This is a genomic window from Metallibacterium scheffleri (genome assembly GCF_002077135.1).
Classification (GTDB): Bacteria; Pseudomonadota; Gammaproteobacteria; order Xanthomonadales; family Rhodanobacteraceae; genus Metallibacterium; species Metallibacterium scheffleri.
On sequence record NZ_LDOS01000002.1, the window covers coordinates 1372393 to 1389666 of the forward strand.

Annotated in this window: 13 protein-coding genes; 3 read left to right on the plus strand and 10 right to left on the minus strand. The window is 67.7% G+C overall.

Features of this window, described 5'->3' with window-relative positions:
* Positions 1-3: 3 nt before the first annotated feature.
* The 7 genes from Mschef_RS11375 to Mschef_RS11405 form a co-directional block, all read right to left on the minus strand.
* Positions 4-1269, minus strand: a complete 1266-nt coding sequence (locus tag Mschef_RS11375; protein ID WP_425480093.1) for an acetylglutamate kinase — start codon at positions 1267-1269, stop codon at positions 4-6.
* 51 nt (positions 1270-1320) lie between these two features.
* A complete protein-coding gene (locus tag Mschef_RS11380; protein WP_176212448.1) occupies positions 1321-2466 on the minus strand; it encodes an acetylornithine deacetylase in 1146 nt (381 codons plus the stop codon).
* The gene (locus tag Mschef_RS11385; RefSeq protein ID WP_081128517.1) at positions 2466-3656 is read right to left on the minus strand and encodes an argininosuccinate synthase; all 1191 of its coding nucleotides are present in this window, start codon (positions 3654-3656) and stop codon (positions 2466-2468) included. Before Mschef_RS11385 ends, Mschef_RS11380 begins: the two co-directional genes overlap by 1 nt.
* 28 nt (positions 3657-3684) lie before the next feature.
* On the minus strand, positions 3685-4158 hold the full coding sequence (locus Mschef_RS11390; protein WP_081128519.1) for an OsmC family protein: 474 nt from the start codon (positions 4156-4158) through the stop codon (positions 3685-3687).
* Positions 4155-4781 (minus strand): FMN-binding negative transcriptional regulator, encoded by a 627-nt coding sequence (locus Mschef_RS11395; RefSeq protein ID WP_081128521.1) that lies wholly within the window; start codon positions 4779-4781, stop codon positions 4155-4157. Before Mschef_RS11395 ends, Mschef_RS11390 begins: the two co-directional genes overlap by 4 nt.
* Before the next feature lie 13 nt (positions 4782-4794).
* Complete coding sequence (locus tag Mschef_RS11400) at positions 4795-5802, minus strand: N-acetylornithine carbamoyltransferase (protein ID WP_081128523.1); 1008 nt, start codon at positions 5800-5802, stop codon at positions 4795-4797.
* A gap of 347 nt (positions 5803-6149) precedes the next feature.
* The gene (locus Mschef_RS11405) at positions 6150-6686 is read right to left on the minus strand and encodes a glycine zipper 2TM domain-containing protein (protein ID WP_081128525.1); all 537 of its coding nucleotides are present in this window, start codon (positions 6684-6686) and stop codon (positions 6150-6152) included.
* 129 nt (positions 6687-6815) lie between these two features.
* Between Mschef_RS11405 and cysS the strand changes: the two genes are divergently transcribed.
* Positions 6816-8261: a cysteine--tRNA ligase gene (gene cysS, locus Mschef_RS11410; RefSeq protein WP_081128527.1), complete on the plus strand. Its 1446-nt coding sequence runs from the start codon at positions 6816-6818 to the stop codon at positions 8259-8261.
* On the plus strand, positions 8258-8710 hold the full coding sequence (locus tag Mschef_RS11415; protein WP_081128529.1) for a SufE family protein: 453 nt from the start codon (positions 8258-8260) through the stop codon (positions 8708-8710). The genes cysS and Mschef_RS11415 overlap by 4 nt, the downstream gene beginning before the upstream one ends.
* A gap of 300 nt (positions 8711-9010) precedes the next feature.
* Here Mschef_RS11415 and ltrA read toward each other — a convergent pair whose 3' ends face one another.
* Positions 9011-10231 carry a group II intron reverse transcriptase/maturase gene (gene ltrA / locus Mschef_RS11420; protein ID WP_081128531.1) on the minus strand — a complete coding sequence of 407 codons (1221 nt, stop codon included), beginning with the start codon at positions 10229-10231 and terminating at the stop codon, positions 9011-9013.
* A 642-nt stretch (positions 10232-10873) separates the two neighbouring features.
* Here ltrA and Mschef_RS11425 point away from each other — a divergent pair.
* Positions 10874-12886, plus strand: coding sequence for a hypothetical protein (locus tag Mschef_RS11425; RefSeq protein WP_081129990.1), 2013 nt, complete (start codon positions 10874-10876; stop codon positions 12884-12886).
* 257 nt (positions 12887-13143) lie between these two features.
* Here Mschef_RS11425 and Mschef_RS11430 read toward each other — a convergent pair whose 3' ends face one another.
* Together Mschef_RS11430 and Mschef_RS11435 are read right to left on the minus strand one after the other, a co-directional pair.
* Entirely contained in the window at positions 13144-15198 is a 2055-nt protein-coding gene (locus Mschef_RS11430) for a S9 family peptidase (protein WP_081128533.1), read from the minus strand.
* 256 nt (positions 15199-15454) lie between these two features.
* Positions 15455-17272 carry an ABCB family ABC transporter ATP-binding protein/permease gene (locus Mschef_RS11435; protein ID WP_081128535.1) on the minus strand — a complete coding sequence of 606 codons (1818 nt, stop codon included), beginning with the start codon at positions 17270-17272 and terminating at the stop codon, positions 15455-15457.
* Positions 17273-17274: the final 2 nt, after the last annotated feature.

Sequence of the window (17274 nt, forward strand, 5' to 3'; positions counted from 1 at the left end):
GCCTCAATCCGCCAACGTGGCCGGACGCTGCGCGCAGTGCGCCACGCAACGTTCGATGGTGGCAAAGTCGTGGATGCCGTACCAGAACACCTTCCAGCGCGGCTGTTTATAGCTGCCGTCGGACTCGGCGTAATAGAACGGATTGACCGGATTGCCGTGGCGCGAGCGCCAGAACAGGCGCGGATGCCCGGCGCGCATCACCTGCCAGATGGCGCGGCCCAGGCCCTCGCCCTGCGCGGCATCGAGCACGGCGAACTTGTCGAGGTAGGTCATCTCGCCCTCGCGGGTGAGGATCATCGCGGCGCGGTAGTTCTCGCTCACGTAGACACAAACCGGCTGCACGCGCTCAAAGTAATCCGGCACCAGCACGCGGCCGAAGCTGGACTCGATCAGCGTGCGCAGCCGCGCGCGGTCCACGCCGTTCCAGTCATCGAAACGCAGCACCTTCTCGCCGCGCCGCACGAGCGTGCCGGAGCCCTTGTGCGTGAACAGCTCCTTGGCCAGTTCGGCCGGACGCGTGATCGACACCGACGAGGTCAGCGGCAGCGCATTGAGCAGGTCGGCGATCTGCTCGATCTTGACGCGCATGCCGCCGTTGATCCACGGCTGACGCAGCAACGGCTCGTAATCGGTGGACAGGTTGATCGAGTCGATCACCTTGCCGTGGTCGTCCAGCAACCCGCCGGTGCCGGTGAGGAAGATGATCTTGTAGGGCTGCAGCGCGCGCACCAGCTCGTTGGCGGCGAAATCGGCATTGACGTTGAGGATCTGGCCCTCGTCGGTCTCGCCCAGGCTGGCCAGCACCGGGATCGAGCCGGCGCGCAGGCTGGCCTCGATCGGCGCCAGGTCCACGCGCTCGACCTTGCCGACCATGCCGTAGCGTTCGCGATCCAGATAGCGCGCGCTGAATACGCCGGACAGCACCGAGGTGGCGCGCGTATCCATCGCTTGCAACGCCTCGACCAGGCGCAGGTTCTGCTGCTGGAACACGCGCCGCACGATGCCCAGCGCCGGCGCGCTGGTCACGCGCAGGCCATCGATCGTCTGCTTCTCGATGCCGGCGGCGGCGAGTTCCTCATCGAGCTGCGGACCGGCGCCGTGCAGCACGATCGGCGTCAGTCCGACCTGCTGCAGGAAACCCAGCGAGGACGCCAGCTCGGGCAACTCGTCGCGCAGGATCGCACCGCCGACCTTGACCACGGCAAAGCGCTTGGCATCCAGCTCCGAGAAGCGCTTGAGGTATTGCTGGATCTCGCGCGCGCTGGCCATGCTCGAGAGCAGGCGCACGATGGTCTGGCGCAGGTTCTTGTGGGCGTCCACTCAGGCGAGCCCCCGATCGATGATGGCATGCACGCGCGCGGCGTAACCCGCAAGCTGATCCAGCGCCACCCATTCATCGGCGCTGTGCGCCTGGGCGATGTCGCCGGGGCCGAACACGAAGCTGGTGCAGCCCGCCTGCGAGAACAGCGCGGCCTCGGTCCAGAAGTCCACCGCGTTGCCCACCGGCAGACCCAGTTCGTCGGCCAGATCGCGCGCGGCCAGGCGCCGCGCCTCGGCCTCGGCGATGTCACCCGCGGGCAGTGATGGGCCACGGAAGGTTTCCTCGAAGTGCGCGGGCGCGGGATCGGCCAGCGCCTGCAACTGCGCGAGGACGGCATCGGTATCCATCGAAGGCAGCGGGCGCAACCCGCAGCGCAGCTCGCAACCGGGTGCGATCACGTTGGCCTTGATGCCGCCTTCGATGCGGCCGATGTTGAAGCGCAGCCCGGTGAGCCCGGCGAAACGCTGGTGCGCTTGCGTGTCCACCCAGTCCAGCGCGCGCGCGCCCCAGCGCAAGGCTTGGTGCACGGCGCTGCTGGAGGCCTGCTGCACGGCCGACGCATGACCCGCCACGCCGGCGAAACGCAGCAGCACCGAACTGATGCCGCGATGCGCCAGCACCACCTCGCCGTGCGTGGGCTCGGCGACGATCACGGCATTGAAAGTAGGAATTCGGGACACTAGACCCTGGACTCGGGCAGGCGAATGCGCACGCAGGAACGCCGGCACGCAGCGCGCATCGTTGGCTTCTTCGTCGCTGGTGAACAGGAACGCGCAGGCGCCGTCGCTGTGTGTCGCCGCGGCCACCAGCGCCGCCGCCGCGCCCTTGATGTCGCAGGCACCCAGGCCGATGGCGCGGTCTGCGGTCACACGCAGCGCGAAGGGACTGGCGCTCCACTGCGGCGCATCGGGCACCGTGTCCAGATGCACGTTGAACAACAGCCGCGGCGTGCCGCGCACCGCCAACAGACTCACGGCGCCGGCGCCGTGATCGGTCAGCGTGCAGGCGAAGCCGGGCAGTTGCTGCTGCAGATACGCGAAGATGCCGCCGCCGTCGATGGCGCGCGGCGGATTGCGCGTGTCGCAAGCGACCAGCGCGCGCAGATGCGCGAGCACTTCGTCGAGCAGTGCAGGGTCGCACCTCATCAACGATTCACCTCGGCCCACAGCGTGGAGCTCATGCCGAACAGCTTGATGAAGCCCTCGGCTTCGGCCACGCCCCAGTCGGCCGACTGCGCGTAGGTGGCGCCCTTGGCGTTGAGGATGTGCGGCGAGCGCACCGCCACCGCCTGCACGCCGCCGCCGTGGGTTTCCAGCACGACCTCGCCGTTGACCATGCGCTGGCTGCTGGCCAGGAACGCCTCCAGGTCGGTTTTCAGCGGATCGTGGAAGAAGCCCTCGTACACCAGTTCCACCCATTTGCGTGCCAGCTCCGGCTTGAAGCGGTTCTGCGCCTTGCTCAGCACGGCTTCCTCCAGCGCGCGGTGCGCGGCGAGCAGCGCGATCAGGCCCGGCGCCTCGAACACGATGCGGCCCTTGAGGCCGATGGTGGTGTCGCCGGTGTACACGCCACGGCCCACGCCATAGGCCGCGAACAGTGTGTTGAGCCGCGCCAGCAGCTGCTGGCCCGGCATGGCCTCGCCGTCCAGCGCCAGGGCCTCGCCGTGCGCGAAGCGCAGCGTCGCGCGCAGCGGCGTGGCCGGCCATTCGGCGCGCGGCGCGCACCAGCCGCGCGCCTCGGCGCCCGGTGCTTCCCAGCGGTCGATCTCGGCGCCGGACATGGTCAGGCCGAGCAGGTTCTCGTTGATGGTGTACTGCTTTTGTTTGGCGCGCACGCCGAAACCGCGCTGTTCGAGATAGGCCTGCTCGTACGCGCGCGTCTGCGTGTGCTCTTTCTGGATCTCGCGGATCGGCGCGACGATGGCCAGATCGGACAGCGCCTTGGCGGTGAGATCAAACCGCACCTGGTCGTTGCCCATGCCGGTGCAGCCGTGGGCGATGGCGCGCGCATTCAATTCGCGCGCGCGGCGGATGCTGGCGGCGACGATCAGGTAACGATCGGATACCAGCAGCGGGTACTGGCCCTGGTACGCCTCGCCGGCCCACACGAAGGGCTTGACGAAGCCTTCCCAGAGCGCCGGCCCACCATCCACGGTGACGTGGCTGGCCACGCCCAACTCGTGCGCGCGCGCCTCGATGGTGGCGCGCTCGGCGGCATCGACACCGCCGGTGTCGGCGAACACGGTATGCACGGCCCAACCCTGCTCGCGCAGGTAGGGCACGCAGAAACTGGTGTCGAGGCCACCGGAAAAAGCGAGGACGATGTCTTGGCTCATGGCTTGCAAATCCTGATCGGGAAAGATGTCAGTCGGAGGAAACGACGATGCGCGGCTCGCAGCGCACCGGAAAATTCACGGAGTTGGCGATGAAGCAGGCGTGGTGCGCGGTCTCGTGCGCAGTTTCAGCCTTCACCGGATCACTGCTGGCGCTGATCGTCACCACGGGGCGCAGCACCACCTCGGTGAAATGGCCGCCGTCGCCTTCGGTGACCATCGTGCCTTCGGCGGCATCGGTGTATGCCATCACCACGACGCCCGCCACGGCGGCCATGTGCAGATATGACAGCATGTGGCAGGCGGACAGCGCGGCCACCAGCAGGTCCTCGGGATTGTGCCGGGTGGCGTCGCCGCGAAAGACGGGATCGGCGGAACCGGCCAGCGCCGGCTTGCCGGGAACGCGGATCACGTGGTCGCGGCTGTAGTTGCGATAGCCGTCCGTACCGCCGCCGGGATTGCCGGTCCATTCCACCTCGACGCGATAGTGATGCCGCTGGTTCACGCGTTCGCTGCCTCGTGCCGGGTCATCCAGGCGGCCAGTTCCGCGTCGCCGGCGGCATTGCGCTGGCGCAGCCCGTGAATCACGCCCAGGCGATTGGCTTCAGGATGGTTCTGGCTCAGCTTGAACTTGCCTTCGATGCGCTCGATCGAGACTTCGAGGCCGACGATCGCGCGCAACGACTTCTCGATGTGGTCGTCCGGCGCATCGCCGATCTTCCACGGCCGCGGCTGGCCCGCTTCATGGCGATCGGTCAAGGTTTCCAGCAGGCGACGCAGCCAGGTCGCGTCATCGATCACGCGCAGGCGGCCGCGCACCTCGACCACGGCGTAATTCCAGGTCGGCACCTCACGCCCACTGACGTGCTTGCTCGGGTACCAGTTGGGGCTCACGTAGCCTTGCGGGCCTTGGAACAGCAGCAGCACCTCGGCACCGTCGGCTTGCGCCAGTTCGTTGCCGCGCGCGACATGGCCCGACAATCGTTGCGTGCCATCCAGCTCGAACGGCACCCAGTTGGCCACGATCCCGCCCGCGCCACCCAGCAACACCGTCGCCAACGGGTAGGCGCGCAGCAAGGCATCGAGCACGTCGCGTCGATTCTCGGCAAATGCTTTCGGCAGATACATCACGGCGCTCCGTTCAGTGCTGCGCGACCAACGTCGCCATCACCGCTTTCTGTACGTGCAGGCGGTTCTCGGCTTCGTCGATGGCCATGCAATACGGCGCGTCCATGACCGCGTCGGTGGCCTTGACGTTGCGCCGCAGCGGCAGGCAGTGGCTGAACAGGCCGTGGTCGGTGAGCGCCATCTTGGCCTCATCGACGATGAAGTGCTTGCTGGCTTCGCGGATCGGCTTTTCCTGCTCCCAGCGGCCGAAATACGGCAGCGCGCCCCAGCTCTTGGCATACACCACCTGCGCGCCGCGGTAGGCGGATTCGATGTCGTGCGACACCTGCAGCGCACCGCCGTTCGCGGCGGCATTCTGGCGCGCGGCCTCCATGTAACGTTCATCCAGCACGTACTCGGGCGTGGGGCACAGCAGGGTCACGTCCATGCCCATGCGCGTGGCGATCAACAGCGCCGAGTTGGCCACGGCGGTGTTCAGCGCCCTGGGGTGATAAGTCCAGGTGAGCACGTACTTGCGCCCGCGCAGTTCGCCCAGGCGCTCGCGCATGGCCATGGCATGCGCCAGTTCCTGGCAGGGATGCGTGATCGTCTCGAGGTTGATCACCGGCACCGTGGCGTACCTGGCGAAGCCCTGCAGCACGCGATCCTGACGATCCAGGTTCCAATCCTGAAACTTCGGGAACGCGCGCACGCCGATCAGGTCCACGTAGCGGCTGAGCACGCGCGCGACCTCGGCGATGTGCTCCTCGGCCTCGCCGTCCATCACCGTGCCGACGTCGAACTCGATCGGCCAGGCGTCGCGCCCGGGACTGAGCACGATGGCGAGCCCGCCCAGTTGCTGCGCGCCCAGCTCGAAGCTGGTGCGGGTACGCATCGAGTTGTTGAAAAACAGCAGCGCGATCGACTTGCCGCGCAGCGCGTGGCCCAGGCGTTCGCGCTTGAAGGCCGCGGCCTGCACCAGCAGGTCATCGAGTTCCTCGCGGCTCCAGTCCTGGGTGCTCAGAAAATGGCGCAGGCTCATGGTGATCTCTCATGGGTGCCGATGCGATCGGCAGGCAGTCGGGCGGTGTGGATTGCGGATGCGGCATCGTGCCGGATTCTGCAGACTGAAACGCAAAAGCCCGGCGCGGGGCCGGGCTTGATGCTGCTTGCGTCGTGGGGCAACGCGGGCACTAGCCGGCCGGAGGTGGGGATTCCGGTCGACGCGCACGCGAGGTCATGCCAGCCGCCATGCGGGCGCTGCTCAGGACATCGGCGGTACGTGCGTGCAGGGACATGGGATGCGGTTTGTGGTGGCGACCCGGCGGATCATGGCACGGCGCGATTGTGCCCCGCAACACGCGCGTGCGGCGCGCGTGTTGCCCGCACTCACTCGGCAGGATTGATGCTGACGCGGATACGCAGGCGATCGCCCGGATCGTAGTTCAGACGCGAGACGTACACATCGCCGTGGTAGCGGTACTCGACGTTGTAGCCGGCGATGCGGCGCTGCTCGGACACGCGCTCGCCGACCTGCTCGCACTGGGTCTGATCGACCACACGGTTGCCCGAACTGGCGTTGTTGCCGACCAGACCGCCGACCACCGCGCCACCGATGGTGGCCGCGGTATTGCCGCGTCCCTGCCCGACCTGATGGCCCAGCGCGCCGCCGATGACGGCACCCAGCAAGGTGCCGGCCGTGCTGCCGCCGCCCCGCTCCACCACTTGCTGCTGGTAGCAGCGCTGTTGCGGGTAGCTGCTTTGCACCACGTCGTAAACCGGATCGACGCGCAACACGTCGGCCCAGGCGTAGTGCACATTGCCACGCTCGGGCGGCGGTGTGTCGCGGTAATAGCCACCATCCTGGGCGAAAGCCGTGGTCGCCAACAGACTGACCAGAAGAACCGGAAGCATTGATTTGCGCATGACAACCTCGCTCGGGGCATCGGGCCACTGCTGCGGCCTCTATACGCGGATTTAAGCAAAACGCGGCTGAATCGCAGCCTAAAGGAATGCGGCTGATAGACTCGAAGACCCCGGACTTTTACCTGTTCCATGGCCTTGCATCTGCACAACAGCCTCACCCGGCGCAGCGAACCGTTCACTCCGCTCGATCCGGGCCGGGTGACGATGTACCTGTGCGGGCCCACCGTTTACAGCTACGTGCACATCGGCAATGCGCGCCCGGCGGTGGTGTTCGACCTGCTGGCGCGACTGCTGCGCCGCGAGTACGGGCGCGGACACGTGATCTACGCGCGCAACATCACCGATGTCGACGACAAGATCAACGCCGCCGCGCAGGCCGCCGGCGTGCCCATCGCCACCATCAGCGCGCGCTACGCCGATGCCTGGCGCGAGGACATCGCGCGCCTCGGCGTGGCGGCGCCGGATGTGGAGCCCTGTGCCACGGCGCATATCGCACCGATCCTCGCCATGTGCCAGCGCCTGATCGACAGCGGCCACGCCTACGCCGCCGCGGGCCATGTATTGTTCAACGTGGACAGCTTCGCCGACTACGGCAAGCTGTCCGGCCGCAGCATCGACGAGATGATCGCCGGCGCGCGCGTCGAGGTGGCGCCGTACAAGCGCAACCCCGCCGATTTCGTGCTGTGGAAGCCGTCCACGCCCGAACTGCCGGGCTGGGAAAGCCCCTGGGGCCGTGGCCGTCCGGGCTGGCACATCGAATGCTCGGCGATGGCCGAGGCGCACCTGGGCGAGACCATCGACATCCATGCCGGCGGCATCGACCTGCAGTTTCCGCACCACGAGAACGAGATCGCGCAAAGCACCTGCGCGCATCCCGACCCGGAGCATCCCGGCAAAGGCAAGCCCTTGGCGCGCTACTGGCTGCACAACGGCATGCTCACCCTCGACGGGCGCAAGATGTCCAAGTCCCTGGGCAACGTGCTGGTGCTGCACGAACTGCTGGAAAAGCATCCACCCGAGGTCCTGCGCTTCGTGCTGCTCAAGGCGCATTACCGGCAGCCGCTGGACTGGTCCGACGCCGCCGTGCAGCAGGCGCGCGCCACGCTGGATGGCTGGTATGGCGTGCTGCGCGATCTTGGAGATGTGGACGCAGCCGAGATCGGCGATGCCGACGCGCTGTGGACGGATCACGACGGGCTTGCCCGCCTCTACGCCGCGCTGTGCGACGACCTCAACACGCCCGAGGCATTCGTCGCCATGGCGAACCTCGTCAGCAACGCACGTTGGGCCGTCTCCGCCACGACCGAACACCGACGCGCGGCGAAAGCTCCGCTGCTCGCTGCCGGCCGTCTGCTGGGCTTCCTGCAGCAGGATCCGGAAGCCTGGTTCAAGCAATCCGCGCCGGGCAACGCGCTGGATACGACGCGCATCGAGGCGCTGATCGCGCAACGCGACGCCGCGCGCGCCACGCGCGACTTCGCCCGTGCCGACGCCGTGCGCGGCGAGCTGGCCGCGCTCGGCATCGCCATCGAGGATGGCCCGCACGGCACGCGCTGGAAGGTCGCCACACCATGAACGCATGGCCACAAGCCACCCCGCAAGAACCCAGCGCCGCTGCCGCCGCGCAGGCCATCGTCGAGGAGTTCGCCCTGTTCAGCGACTGGTCCGAGCGTTACCAGTATCTGATCGACCTGGGCAAGAAACTGCCGGATCTGCCAAACGCGCTGAAGACCGAGGAACACCGCGTGCACGGCTGCCAGTCGCTGGTCTGGATGCTGAGCGAAGGCGACGCGGCGCAGCTGGACATTCGCGCGATCAGCGATTCGGCCATCGTCTCCGGCCTGATCGCACTGCTGCTGCGCGTGTATTCCGGGCGCAGCGCACGCGAGATCATCGACACCGAGCCCAGCTTCATCCGCGACATCGGCCTGGCCAAGGCGCTGTCGCCGACCCGCGCCAACGGTCTGGCGGCGATGCTCGCGCGCATCCGCGAAAACGCCGCCGCGCAATTGCAGACGCACTGAGAGGCTGTGAATTTTTCAGCCTCTCAGCCCGGCCATGGATGGCCGGACGCGAAGCGGTCACGCACGTGGCTGATTCGCGCAGGCGCGTACGGACCTGTGCCGGACGCGCCGATGAAAAATTCCGCGTCGTGCGGAATTTTTCATCGGCTCTGAGCGCAACTCACGCCGGTCCCGTGCCCCGGGCGGCCCGTCATCCCCGCGCGAGTTGGCCCGATAGGGGTCGGGAAGGCTCATCACCTCCCCGCCCTCCGAACCGTGCGTGCGGTTCTCCCGCACACGGCTCTCCAGTGGGTGGTTGCTTCATCGAGATCGGCACGCCAAGGCATGGGCTTGGGTTAACGTGAAAAGCCCCTGCTGAGCGAAGTAGCTATTGGGCCAGCGCTGATGGTCCTCGCGGGTGTGACCGTGCCCACGCCGACCCTCGTATGCACGAAGGATAGAGCGCAGACGCCGGCGGATAAACCCGTCGAGCTTGCTGAAAGTGATCCGGTGGGCATGCCTGAAGTACTGGTACCAGCCCCGCAGCATCGGGTTGATCTGGCTGATGATGCTCGCCAGCGAACGCCCCTTGGTACGCGGCGTGTGCTGTCGAATTTTGTCCAGCATCGCGTTCCAGCTCTTCGTGCGTACCCGGCGTTGACCGGCCTCGAACCGATAGCCCAGAAACTCGAACCCGCGGCCTACCTGTCGGCAGTCGCCGACGTGGGTCTTGTCCGGGTGCAAGGTCAGCTCGTGGGCGTCCACCCACGTGCCAATCTCGGCCAGCGCACGTTGCGCCTCATCCGCGGTCTGACACAGCACCACGAAGTCATCGGCATAACGCACCATCCGATAGCCGCCTGCGGCCATCGTCTCGTCGAGCCCATGCAGGTAGATATTGGACAACAGCGGACTGATCACCGCACCCTGCGGCGTACCGCCCGTGGGGATCCAGCGTTCCAGTCCCGCCATCACTTCCTGCTTGAGCCACGATTCCAGCAAGCGCAGTACGCGGCCATCCGCGATCTGCTCGCGCACCCGCGCCATCAGACCGGCGTGCGGAATGCTGTCAAAGTAGCCGGCAAGGTCGGCATCCACCACATGGCAATACCCCGCCCGCAGCAGTGCATCCACCTCCCGCAGCGCACGCTTGGCACCGCGGCCGGGCCGAAACCCGTAGCTGTGTGCGCAAAAGAGCGACTCGAAGATCGGCTCAATCACCAGCCGTACCGCCGTTTGCACCACGCGATCCTTCACCGTCGGTATCCCCAGTGGACGGGTTTGGCCCCGCCCTTTGGGAATCTCGACCCGCCTGATCGCTTGGGGCCGGTACGTGTCACTGCGCAGCGCCCTCGCCAGCTCGTCGAGGTAGCGCTCGGCATGGGCCGCGAACGCGTCCACACTTTGACGATCCACCCCGGCCGCTCCGCAATTGCGCACCACCCGTCCCCACGCCGCTTGCAGCGTCGCCGGACGCATCACCTTGTCCATCAGGCTGAACCATTTTCCTCCCTTCACGCCGTTGTCCAGCGCTGCCAACATTCGGTCCGTCCATACCGAGGCTTCCACCCAACTCCAATCGCGAGTCTGGGTATCTTCATCGTGCTTAGCCGTTACCGGCACTTGCGATGAGTTTGCGTGCATCGTTCTCAACCTCCCGAATCCACCTTCCTGCCTCCCTTCCCTCCACGCGGTTTTGCTAGCCGCGCTTCGCGGACCTCAACTCAAGATCCTGCGGTACTACGAAGGCTCTGACTCCCGCACCCGTTCACATCGGGCGCGGGTCTCCCCGCTTACTGCATCGCACCTTCCCAATGTTCCGTCCCCAACCACACGGTGTGCCCGATCATCGCTTTGACAGCCACCTCAGCGTGATCGGTGAGTTCCAGGCTTCGCCATGAATGAGCAGGCTCGCCGCAACACCCCGCCGAAACGGGTTCGCTTTACTACGGACCATCAGTTCGCTTCCGGTTGCTCTCCACCCCGCCTCTCAGCGACGCAGTTACCTTCAACTACAGGGCCTGTGGCTTGCCCCGACGCGGATTTGCACCGCGCTGATACGATGCCCTCACGGGCGCACTCATCCCCGCGCAGGCGGGGAACGCTCACGGCGTGCTGACGGAATCGCAAAGCAGCAACCTGCGCACGCATGCCATCATGCACCGCCTGCATCGAGGAGCGCCCATGTCCAGCCCGCCGCCAGAAAAGCCGCTGCTGCCCGAACGCTGGTGGGCGCCGCTGGGCCTGCTCGCGGTATTGCTGGTCACGCTGTGGGCCTACTGGCCTGGCCTCAAGGGGCCGTTCCTGTTCGATGATTTCGGCACCCTGCCCGCGCTCGGCGAATTCGGCCCGGTGCATACCTGGCCGATCTTCTGGCGCTACCTCACCTCCGGTGGCGGCGATCCCACCGGACGGCCGCTCGCCCTGCTGAGTTTCCTGATCGACGCGCGCAACTGGCCGGCCGCGCCGTGGCCATTCAAGTTCACCAACCTGCTGCTGCAACTGATCAACGGCACGCTGCTGGCGGCGCTGCTGTGGCGTCTCGGCCGCGTGCTCGAGCCGCAGGGCACGCGCGCGGCACGCGCCGCGGTGCTGGGCGCGGCGCTATGGCTGCTGTCGCCGCTGTTCGTATCGGCGACGCTGTACGTGGTGCAGCGCGAAGCCATGCTGGCGGCGTTTTTCGTGCTGCTGGGCCTGCTCGCCTACACGCGCGGGCGGCGCCTGATGCTGGCCGGGCACAGCAGGCGCGGCATCGCCTGGGCGCTGCTCGGGCTGGTCGGCTGCACGTTCCTGGCGACGTTCTCCAAGGCCAACGGCGCATTGCTGCCGGCACTGGCGCTGGTGCTGGAAGCCACGATCTACACGCGCGCGCCGCTGGCCACCGCGCAGCGGCGCAACTGGCGCGTGATGCTGTGGATTTTCGCCGCGCTGCCGGCACTGCTGCTGCTGGCATATTTTCTGTGGACCGGCGTGCAGGGCACGCTCCACCACCCCGAGGTGCGCCGCTGGACCGAGCCGCAGCGCCTGCTCACCGAGCCGCGCGTGCTGTGGGATTACCTCAAGCTGCTGTGGCTGCCGCGGCCGTTCACCAGCGGGCTGTTCAACGACGCGTTCGTGGTCTCGCGCAGCCTGTGGCATCCGGCCGACACGCTGCCGGCGCTGCTCGGCATCATCGCGCTGATCGTGCTCGGCTGGCGCTGGCGCATCGCGCATCCGTTGCTGGCGCTGGCGATCCTGTTCTACTTCACCGGCATGGCCATGGAATCGACCACGATTCCGCTGGAGCTGTACTTCGAGCACCGCAATTACCTGCCGGCACTGCCGATGTTCTGGCCGCTGGCGTGGTGGCTCAGCGATCTGCGCCGCCTGCGCGGCTTCAAGGCCACGCTCAGCCTGGCGCTGCCGATACTGCTGGCGTTGATGACCCTGCAGCGCGCCACGCTGTGGGGCCACGCCGACCAGCAGGCCATGCTGTGGGCGCAGATCAACCCGCACTCGGCGCGCGCGCAGGCCTACGCCGCGCAGTTCGAGGCCGGCAATGGCCAGCCGCTGGATGCCGAGCGCCGCCTGCAGCCGCTGCTGGCGGCGCATCCCGACCAGGTGCAACTCGCCTTCAACCTGCTCAACGTGCAGTGTCAACTGGGCGGCGTGACGCCGGCCGCCGCCGCCAGCGCGCGCACCGCGATGGCCACCATGCGCAACCCCGGCACGCTGCTGACCAGCTGGTTCGGTCGCGCGCTGGGCGTGGCGCGAGCCGGGCACTGCCCGGGATTCGATCTGCCCTTGCTGCAAAGCCTGGTCGATGCGGGCCTGGGCAATGCGCGGCTGCGCAGCAACGCGGGGCGCCAGCAGGACCTTTATTACGTGGACGGGCAGATCGCGCTGGCACGCGCTGACGTCGCCACGGCGCAAGCCGATTTCGAGCACGCGCTGAGCCTCGATGTGCGTCCCGGCTTCGCCGCCGAAGTCGCCGCGCAACTGGGCTCGGCGGGCCATCCACGCCACGCGCTGGCGCTGCTCGATCGCTACCAGCGGATCGCCGCGCAGCAGCCGGCGCCAGGCCTCGGCATGGGCATGATCCACGCCTGGGTGCTGCGCGAGCAGGACTACTGGCCACGCGAACTCGGGCATCTGCGTGCGACGCTTGCAGCCGCTGCCGCCGCGAGGCCCGCTGTCCCTGCGCATGCAACGCAATGAGATTCATCGATCGAGCCGTCGGGACGTTCCGGCGCATCCTCACCGCGCGAGTCGGCCCGTCATCTGCGCGCTCCCACGGCTCGGCATCCCCGGTACTTCCAATAGTCGTTTGATGCGGGGGCTGCCCTCCACCCAAAGCGACGCCATGGGTGTTGGCTGGTTGAGTGCGCAGCTACGCGGCAGGTGGCGACCACGTCTTGGGTGTGCGCCGCGAAGCGCGCCTGGCGGCGATACCAGCCAGCGCGCGCCCGGCGCGATCAGTGCAGGTACTGCGTCATCCAGTCCACCCAGCGCCGGTACACGTCGGTGGCCTGCACGATGTCCTCGGGGAAATGGGTGTCCACCGGGTAGGCGTAGAAGCGCACGCTGACGCCGTTGTCGCGCAGCGCGTGATACCACTCGTAGCTGTTGACCAGCGGCACGTTGCCATCGCCGACATCGCCCATGATCAGGGTCGGCGCCTTGACGTTCTGCGCATATGCGATCGGCGATTGCGCGCGCCAGATGTCGTGGTACTTCGCCACCCAGGGTGAGCCGCCGAAGAAATAGGTATCGCCCGTCTGGTAGTACGAGATGGTGTAGTCCATGACCCAGTCGGTGAGCGCGGCGCCAGCCACCGCCGCCTTCCACACGTCGTAGTGGCCGCTGAGCCAGGCGGTCATGTAGCCGCCGTAGCTCCAGCCGCTGACGCCGATGCGGTTCGTGTCGACGATGCCCAGCTTTTCCACCGCCGCCAGGCCCGCCATCACGTCCCGGCCCGGGCCCGCGCCGGTGTCGCGGAAGATCGCATGCTGGTAGGCATCGCCCAGGTTGGTGCTGCCGCGGTAGTTGGGCTCGAACACCAGAAAGCCCGCGGCCGACAGCAACTGCGTCAACGGCGAGAACACCACCGTGCTGGCACCCTCCGGCCCACCGTGGATCACCAGCACCAGCGGATAGCGCTGGCCCGCCGCGTAGTGCACCGGATACACCAGCACGCCGTCCTCGTGGAAGCCATCCGGGCCGTTCCAGGCGATGCTTTGCGTACGGCCCAGCAGGCGCTGACCGACGAAGGCGTTGAGGTCGGTCAGGCGCCGCGGCGGCGCGCCGGCGTGGCGCAGCACGTACAGCTCGTCGGGATGCGTGGACGTGCTGCCGATGAAGGCGATGGCGCCGTCACGCGCCACGCTGGGCTGGTCCTCGACGTTGACTTCGCCCAGGTCCAGCACGCGCGCCTGGCCGTGCAGCGGCTGCAGCCACAGCACCGAGCGCGTGCCCAGCTCGCCGCTCAACAGCAGGCTGCGGCCATCCGGCATCCAGGCGTAGGTGTCGATGTTGCGCGCGAGGTCCGCGCTGACGTCGCGGTCGTGGCCGGCCTCGCCCACGTACACCGCGTTGCCGTTGTTCTCGTCGCCATTGCGCGGACGCAGATAGGCATAGCGCGCGGAGCTGCCCGGCGCGTACCGCACCGTCATCGCGCCCTGCTGGTCAGACAACGTGTGCGGCCCACCGCCGCTGGCGTCGACCACATCGACGACGGAATGGAACGATGGCCCCCAGTACGGGCCGGGATAGCGGATGAAGGCGATCTGCTTGCCGTCCGCGCTCCACGCCGGATACGGCGTGCCTTGCCGGTCGGTCTGCAGGCTGTAGCGGCCTTCGGTCAGGCGCGTGGCCGTGCCGCCGCTGCTGGCCACCACCCACAGGTGCGATGGCGCCAGGGCATTGCGCAATTCAAAGTTGCCGTCGGTCACCTCGAAGGCGCCGTCATGTTGCGCCAGCGCCTTGGCGTTGGCAGGGGCGTCCGCGGTGATGTAAGCGATGCGCGCGTCGTGCGGGCTCCAGGCAAATCCCTCCACGCCGCGCGGCGCCTGCGTGATCTGTTGCGGGTCACCACCCTCCATGGACATCACGAAGATCTGCGGCATCGGCTTGGCGTCCTTGCCGGCCGCCGGCGCATCCGCTGCTGTGCCTGACACCGATGACGCGGCCGGCGCCGGCGCTTCGGCGAGGAAGGCCAGCCGCGTGCCAGCGTGCGACCACTGCAGCGCCGCGATGCCCTTGCGCTGCCAGGTCAGCACCCGCGTCTTGCCGCTGGCCACGTCGACCAGCTCGATGCGCGGCTCGTTTTTGTCGGTCTTCCAGTCGGCGCGCGTGACGATCAGCGCGATGTGCCTGCCATCCGGCGCGATCCGCGGCTGGCTCAGGCGCACCAGGTCACGCACGTCGGCAAGCTGGAAGGCCAGCCTGGTCGCCGTCCCGGTCGCGTGCGCGGGCACGCCTGCAGCCAACGCCAGACCAAGCAACGACCATGCACTGCGCCAGGATTTCATGTGCGGATCCCCCTTGCAAAGGCCGCAGTGTAGGTCGTCTCCGCTGCGCCGGGCACCTGCGGCCACGCACCCGCGTTGGCGCAAGCGGTGCCGCCCGTGCGCACCCGGTCCGCGGCGGTGGCGCCGCGGACCGCTCAGAGGCTGTGAAAAATTCGAGCGCCGTGGCGAGAGCGTCGCCAGGCGTTCGGGACAAGGTGCGCCGCCGGCACGGGCGTCTGGCGGCGGTCGCAGCAGGCGGGCGTTTTTTCACAGCCGCTCAGGCCATGTGCAAATCCGCGCCATGCGCAGCCGCTTCCGACTGCGCCGCCCACATCTCGGCATAGACGCCGCCGTGCGCCAGCAGCATCGCATGCGTGCCGCGCTCGACGATGACGCCCTCGCGCAACACCAGGATCTCGTCGGCATCGGTGACCGTGGACAGCCGGTGCGCGATCACCAGCGTGGTGCGATCGCGCGCCGCCAGACGCAAGGCGATGCCGATCTCCTGCTCGGTGGCGCTGTCCAGTGCGCTGGTCGCCTCGTCGAGGATCAGCAGGCGCGGATTCTTGAGGATGGTGCGCGCGATGGCCACGCGCTGCTTTTCGCCGCCGGAGAGCTTGAGCCCGCGCTCGCCCACGCGCGTGGCATAGCCCTCGGGCAGGCGCACGACGAAGTCGTGGATCTGCGCCAGCCGCGCCGCCTGTTCGATCTCGGCGTCGCTGGCGCCGGGGCGGCCGTAGCCGATGTTGTAGCGAATGCTGTCGTTGAACAGCACGGTGTCCTGCGGCACCACGCCGATCGCCGCGCGCAAGGATGCCTGGGTCAGCTCGCGCACGTCGCTGCCATCCACGCGCACCGCGCCGGAGGTCACATCGTAGAAACGGAACAGCAGCCGCGAGATCGTCGACTTGCCCGACCCGGTCGGCCCGACCAGCGCCACCTTGCGCCCCGGCGCCACGCGGAACGAAACCCCGTGCAGGATCTCGCGCGCGGCGTCGTAGCCGAAATGCACGTCGGCGAACTCCAGCGCCAGCGGCGCGCCCTGCGCCGCCAGCACGCGCGCGCCGGGGCGGTCCTCGATTTCCTGCGGCCGGCGCAGCAGCGCGAACATCTGCTCCATGTCCACCAGTGCCTGCTTGAACTCGCGATACACGAAACCGAGAAAATTCAGCGGCTGGTAGAGCTGGATCAGATAGGTGTTGACCAGCACGAACTGGCCCACGTCCAGCTTGCCGGCCGCCACGCCGCGGGCGGCCATCAGCATGATCACGCCCAGGCCCACCGCGATGATCGTGGCCTGGCCCAGGTTGAGCATGTTCAGCGTCACTTGCGAGCGCACCGCGGCGTGCTCGTAAGCGGCCAGCGAGCCATCGAAGCGCCGGCTTTCGTGCGCCTCGTTGCCGAAATACTTGACCGTCTCGTAGTTGAGCAGGCTGTCGATGGCATGCGTCTGCGCGGTATTGTCGGTCTCGTTCATGCGCCGCCGGAACTTGAGCCGCCAGGCGGTGAAGGCGAAGGTGAAGGCCATGTAGCCGGCCACCGCCAGCAGCGTGACCAGCGCATAGCGCCAGTTGAACAGGTGCCAGAGGATGCCGACCGTCAGCAGCAATTGCAGCAGCGTCGGCAGCACGTTGAAGGTGGCCAGGCGCAATACGGTCTGGATGCCGGTGGTGCCGCGCAGTATCAGGCGCGACAGGCTGCCGGTCTGCCGGTCCAGATGAAAACGCAGCGACAGCGCGTGCAGGTGCTCGAACGTCTCGCGCCCGACCACGCGCGCGGCGCGCTGCTGGGTGGCGGCGAACAGCGCATCGCGCAGCGCCTCGAACAACGCCGAGAGAATGCGCAACCCGGCATAGGCGATGATCAGCGCCACCGGCACCAGCAACACCGCGTTGCGCGCGGACAGCACATTGACCGCGCGCGCGTAGTAGATCGGCACGATGACGGTCGCCACCTTGGCCGCGACCAGGCACACGGCGGCGAACACGAACTGGGCGCGCAGCCGGGGTTCGCCCTTGGGCCAGAGATAGGGCAGCAGGGCCTTCGCCAGCGCCCAGGAGTGATCCGATTTCGCCAGTTTGACCGAATGCGCCACGT

Bases quoted from the DNA above. Each gene is read 5' to 3' on its own strand.
- Mschef_RS11375 (WP_425480093.1), bottom strand. From the start codon at position 1,269: ATGGCCAGCGCGCGCGAGATCCAGCAATACCTCAAGCGCTTCTCGGAG.
- Mschef_RS11400 (WP_081128523.1), bottom strand. From the start codon at position 5,802: ATGAGCCTGCGCCATTTTCTGAGCACCCAGGACTGGAGCCGCGAGGAA.
- Mschef_RS11415 (WP_081128529.1), top strand. From the start codon at position 8,258: ATGAACGCATGGCCACAAGCCACCCCGCAAGAACCCAGCGCCGCTGCC.
- cysS (WP_081128527.1), top strand. From the start codon at position 6,816: ATGGCCTTGCATCTGCACAACAGCCTCACCCGGCGCAGCGAACCGTTC.
- Mschef_RS11395 (WP_081128521.1), bottom strand. From the start codon at position 4,781: ATGTATCTGCCGAAAGCATTTGCCGAGAATCGACGCGACGTGCTCGAT.
- Mschef_RS11425 (WP_081129990.1), top strand. From the start codon at position 10,874: ATGTCCAGCCCGCCGCCAGAAAAGCCGCTGCTGCCCGAACGCTGGTGG.
- ltrA (WP_081128531.1), bottom strand. From the start codon at position 10,231: ATGTTGGCAGCGCTGGACAACGGCGTGAAGGGAGGAAAATGGTTCAGC.
- Mschef_RS11380 (WP_176212448.1), bottom strand. From the start codon at position 2,466: ATGAGGTGCGACCCTGCACTGCTCGACGAAGTGCTCGCGCATCTGCGC.
- Mschef_RS11430 (WP_081128533.1), bottom strand. From the start codon at position 15,198: ATGAAATCCTGGCGCAGTGCATGGTCGTTGCTTGGTCTGGCGTTGGCT.
- Mschef_RS11385 (WP_081128517.1), bottom strand. From the start codon at position 3,656: ATGAGCCAAGACATCGTCCTCGCTTTTTCCGGTGGCCTCGACACCAGT.
- Mschef_RS11405 (WP_081128525.1), bottom strand. From the start codon at position 6,686: ATGCGCAAATCAATGCTTCCGGTTCTTCTGGTCAGTCTGTTGGCGACC.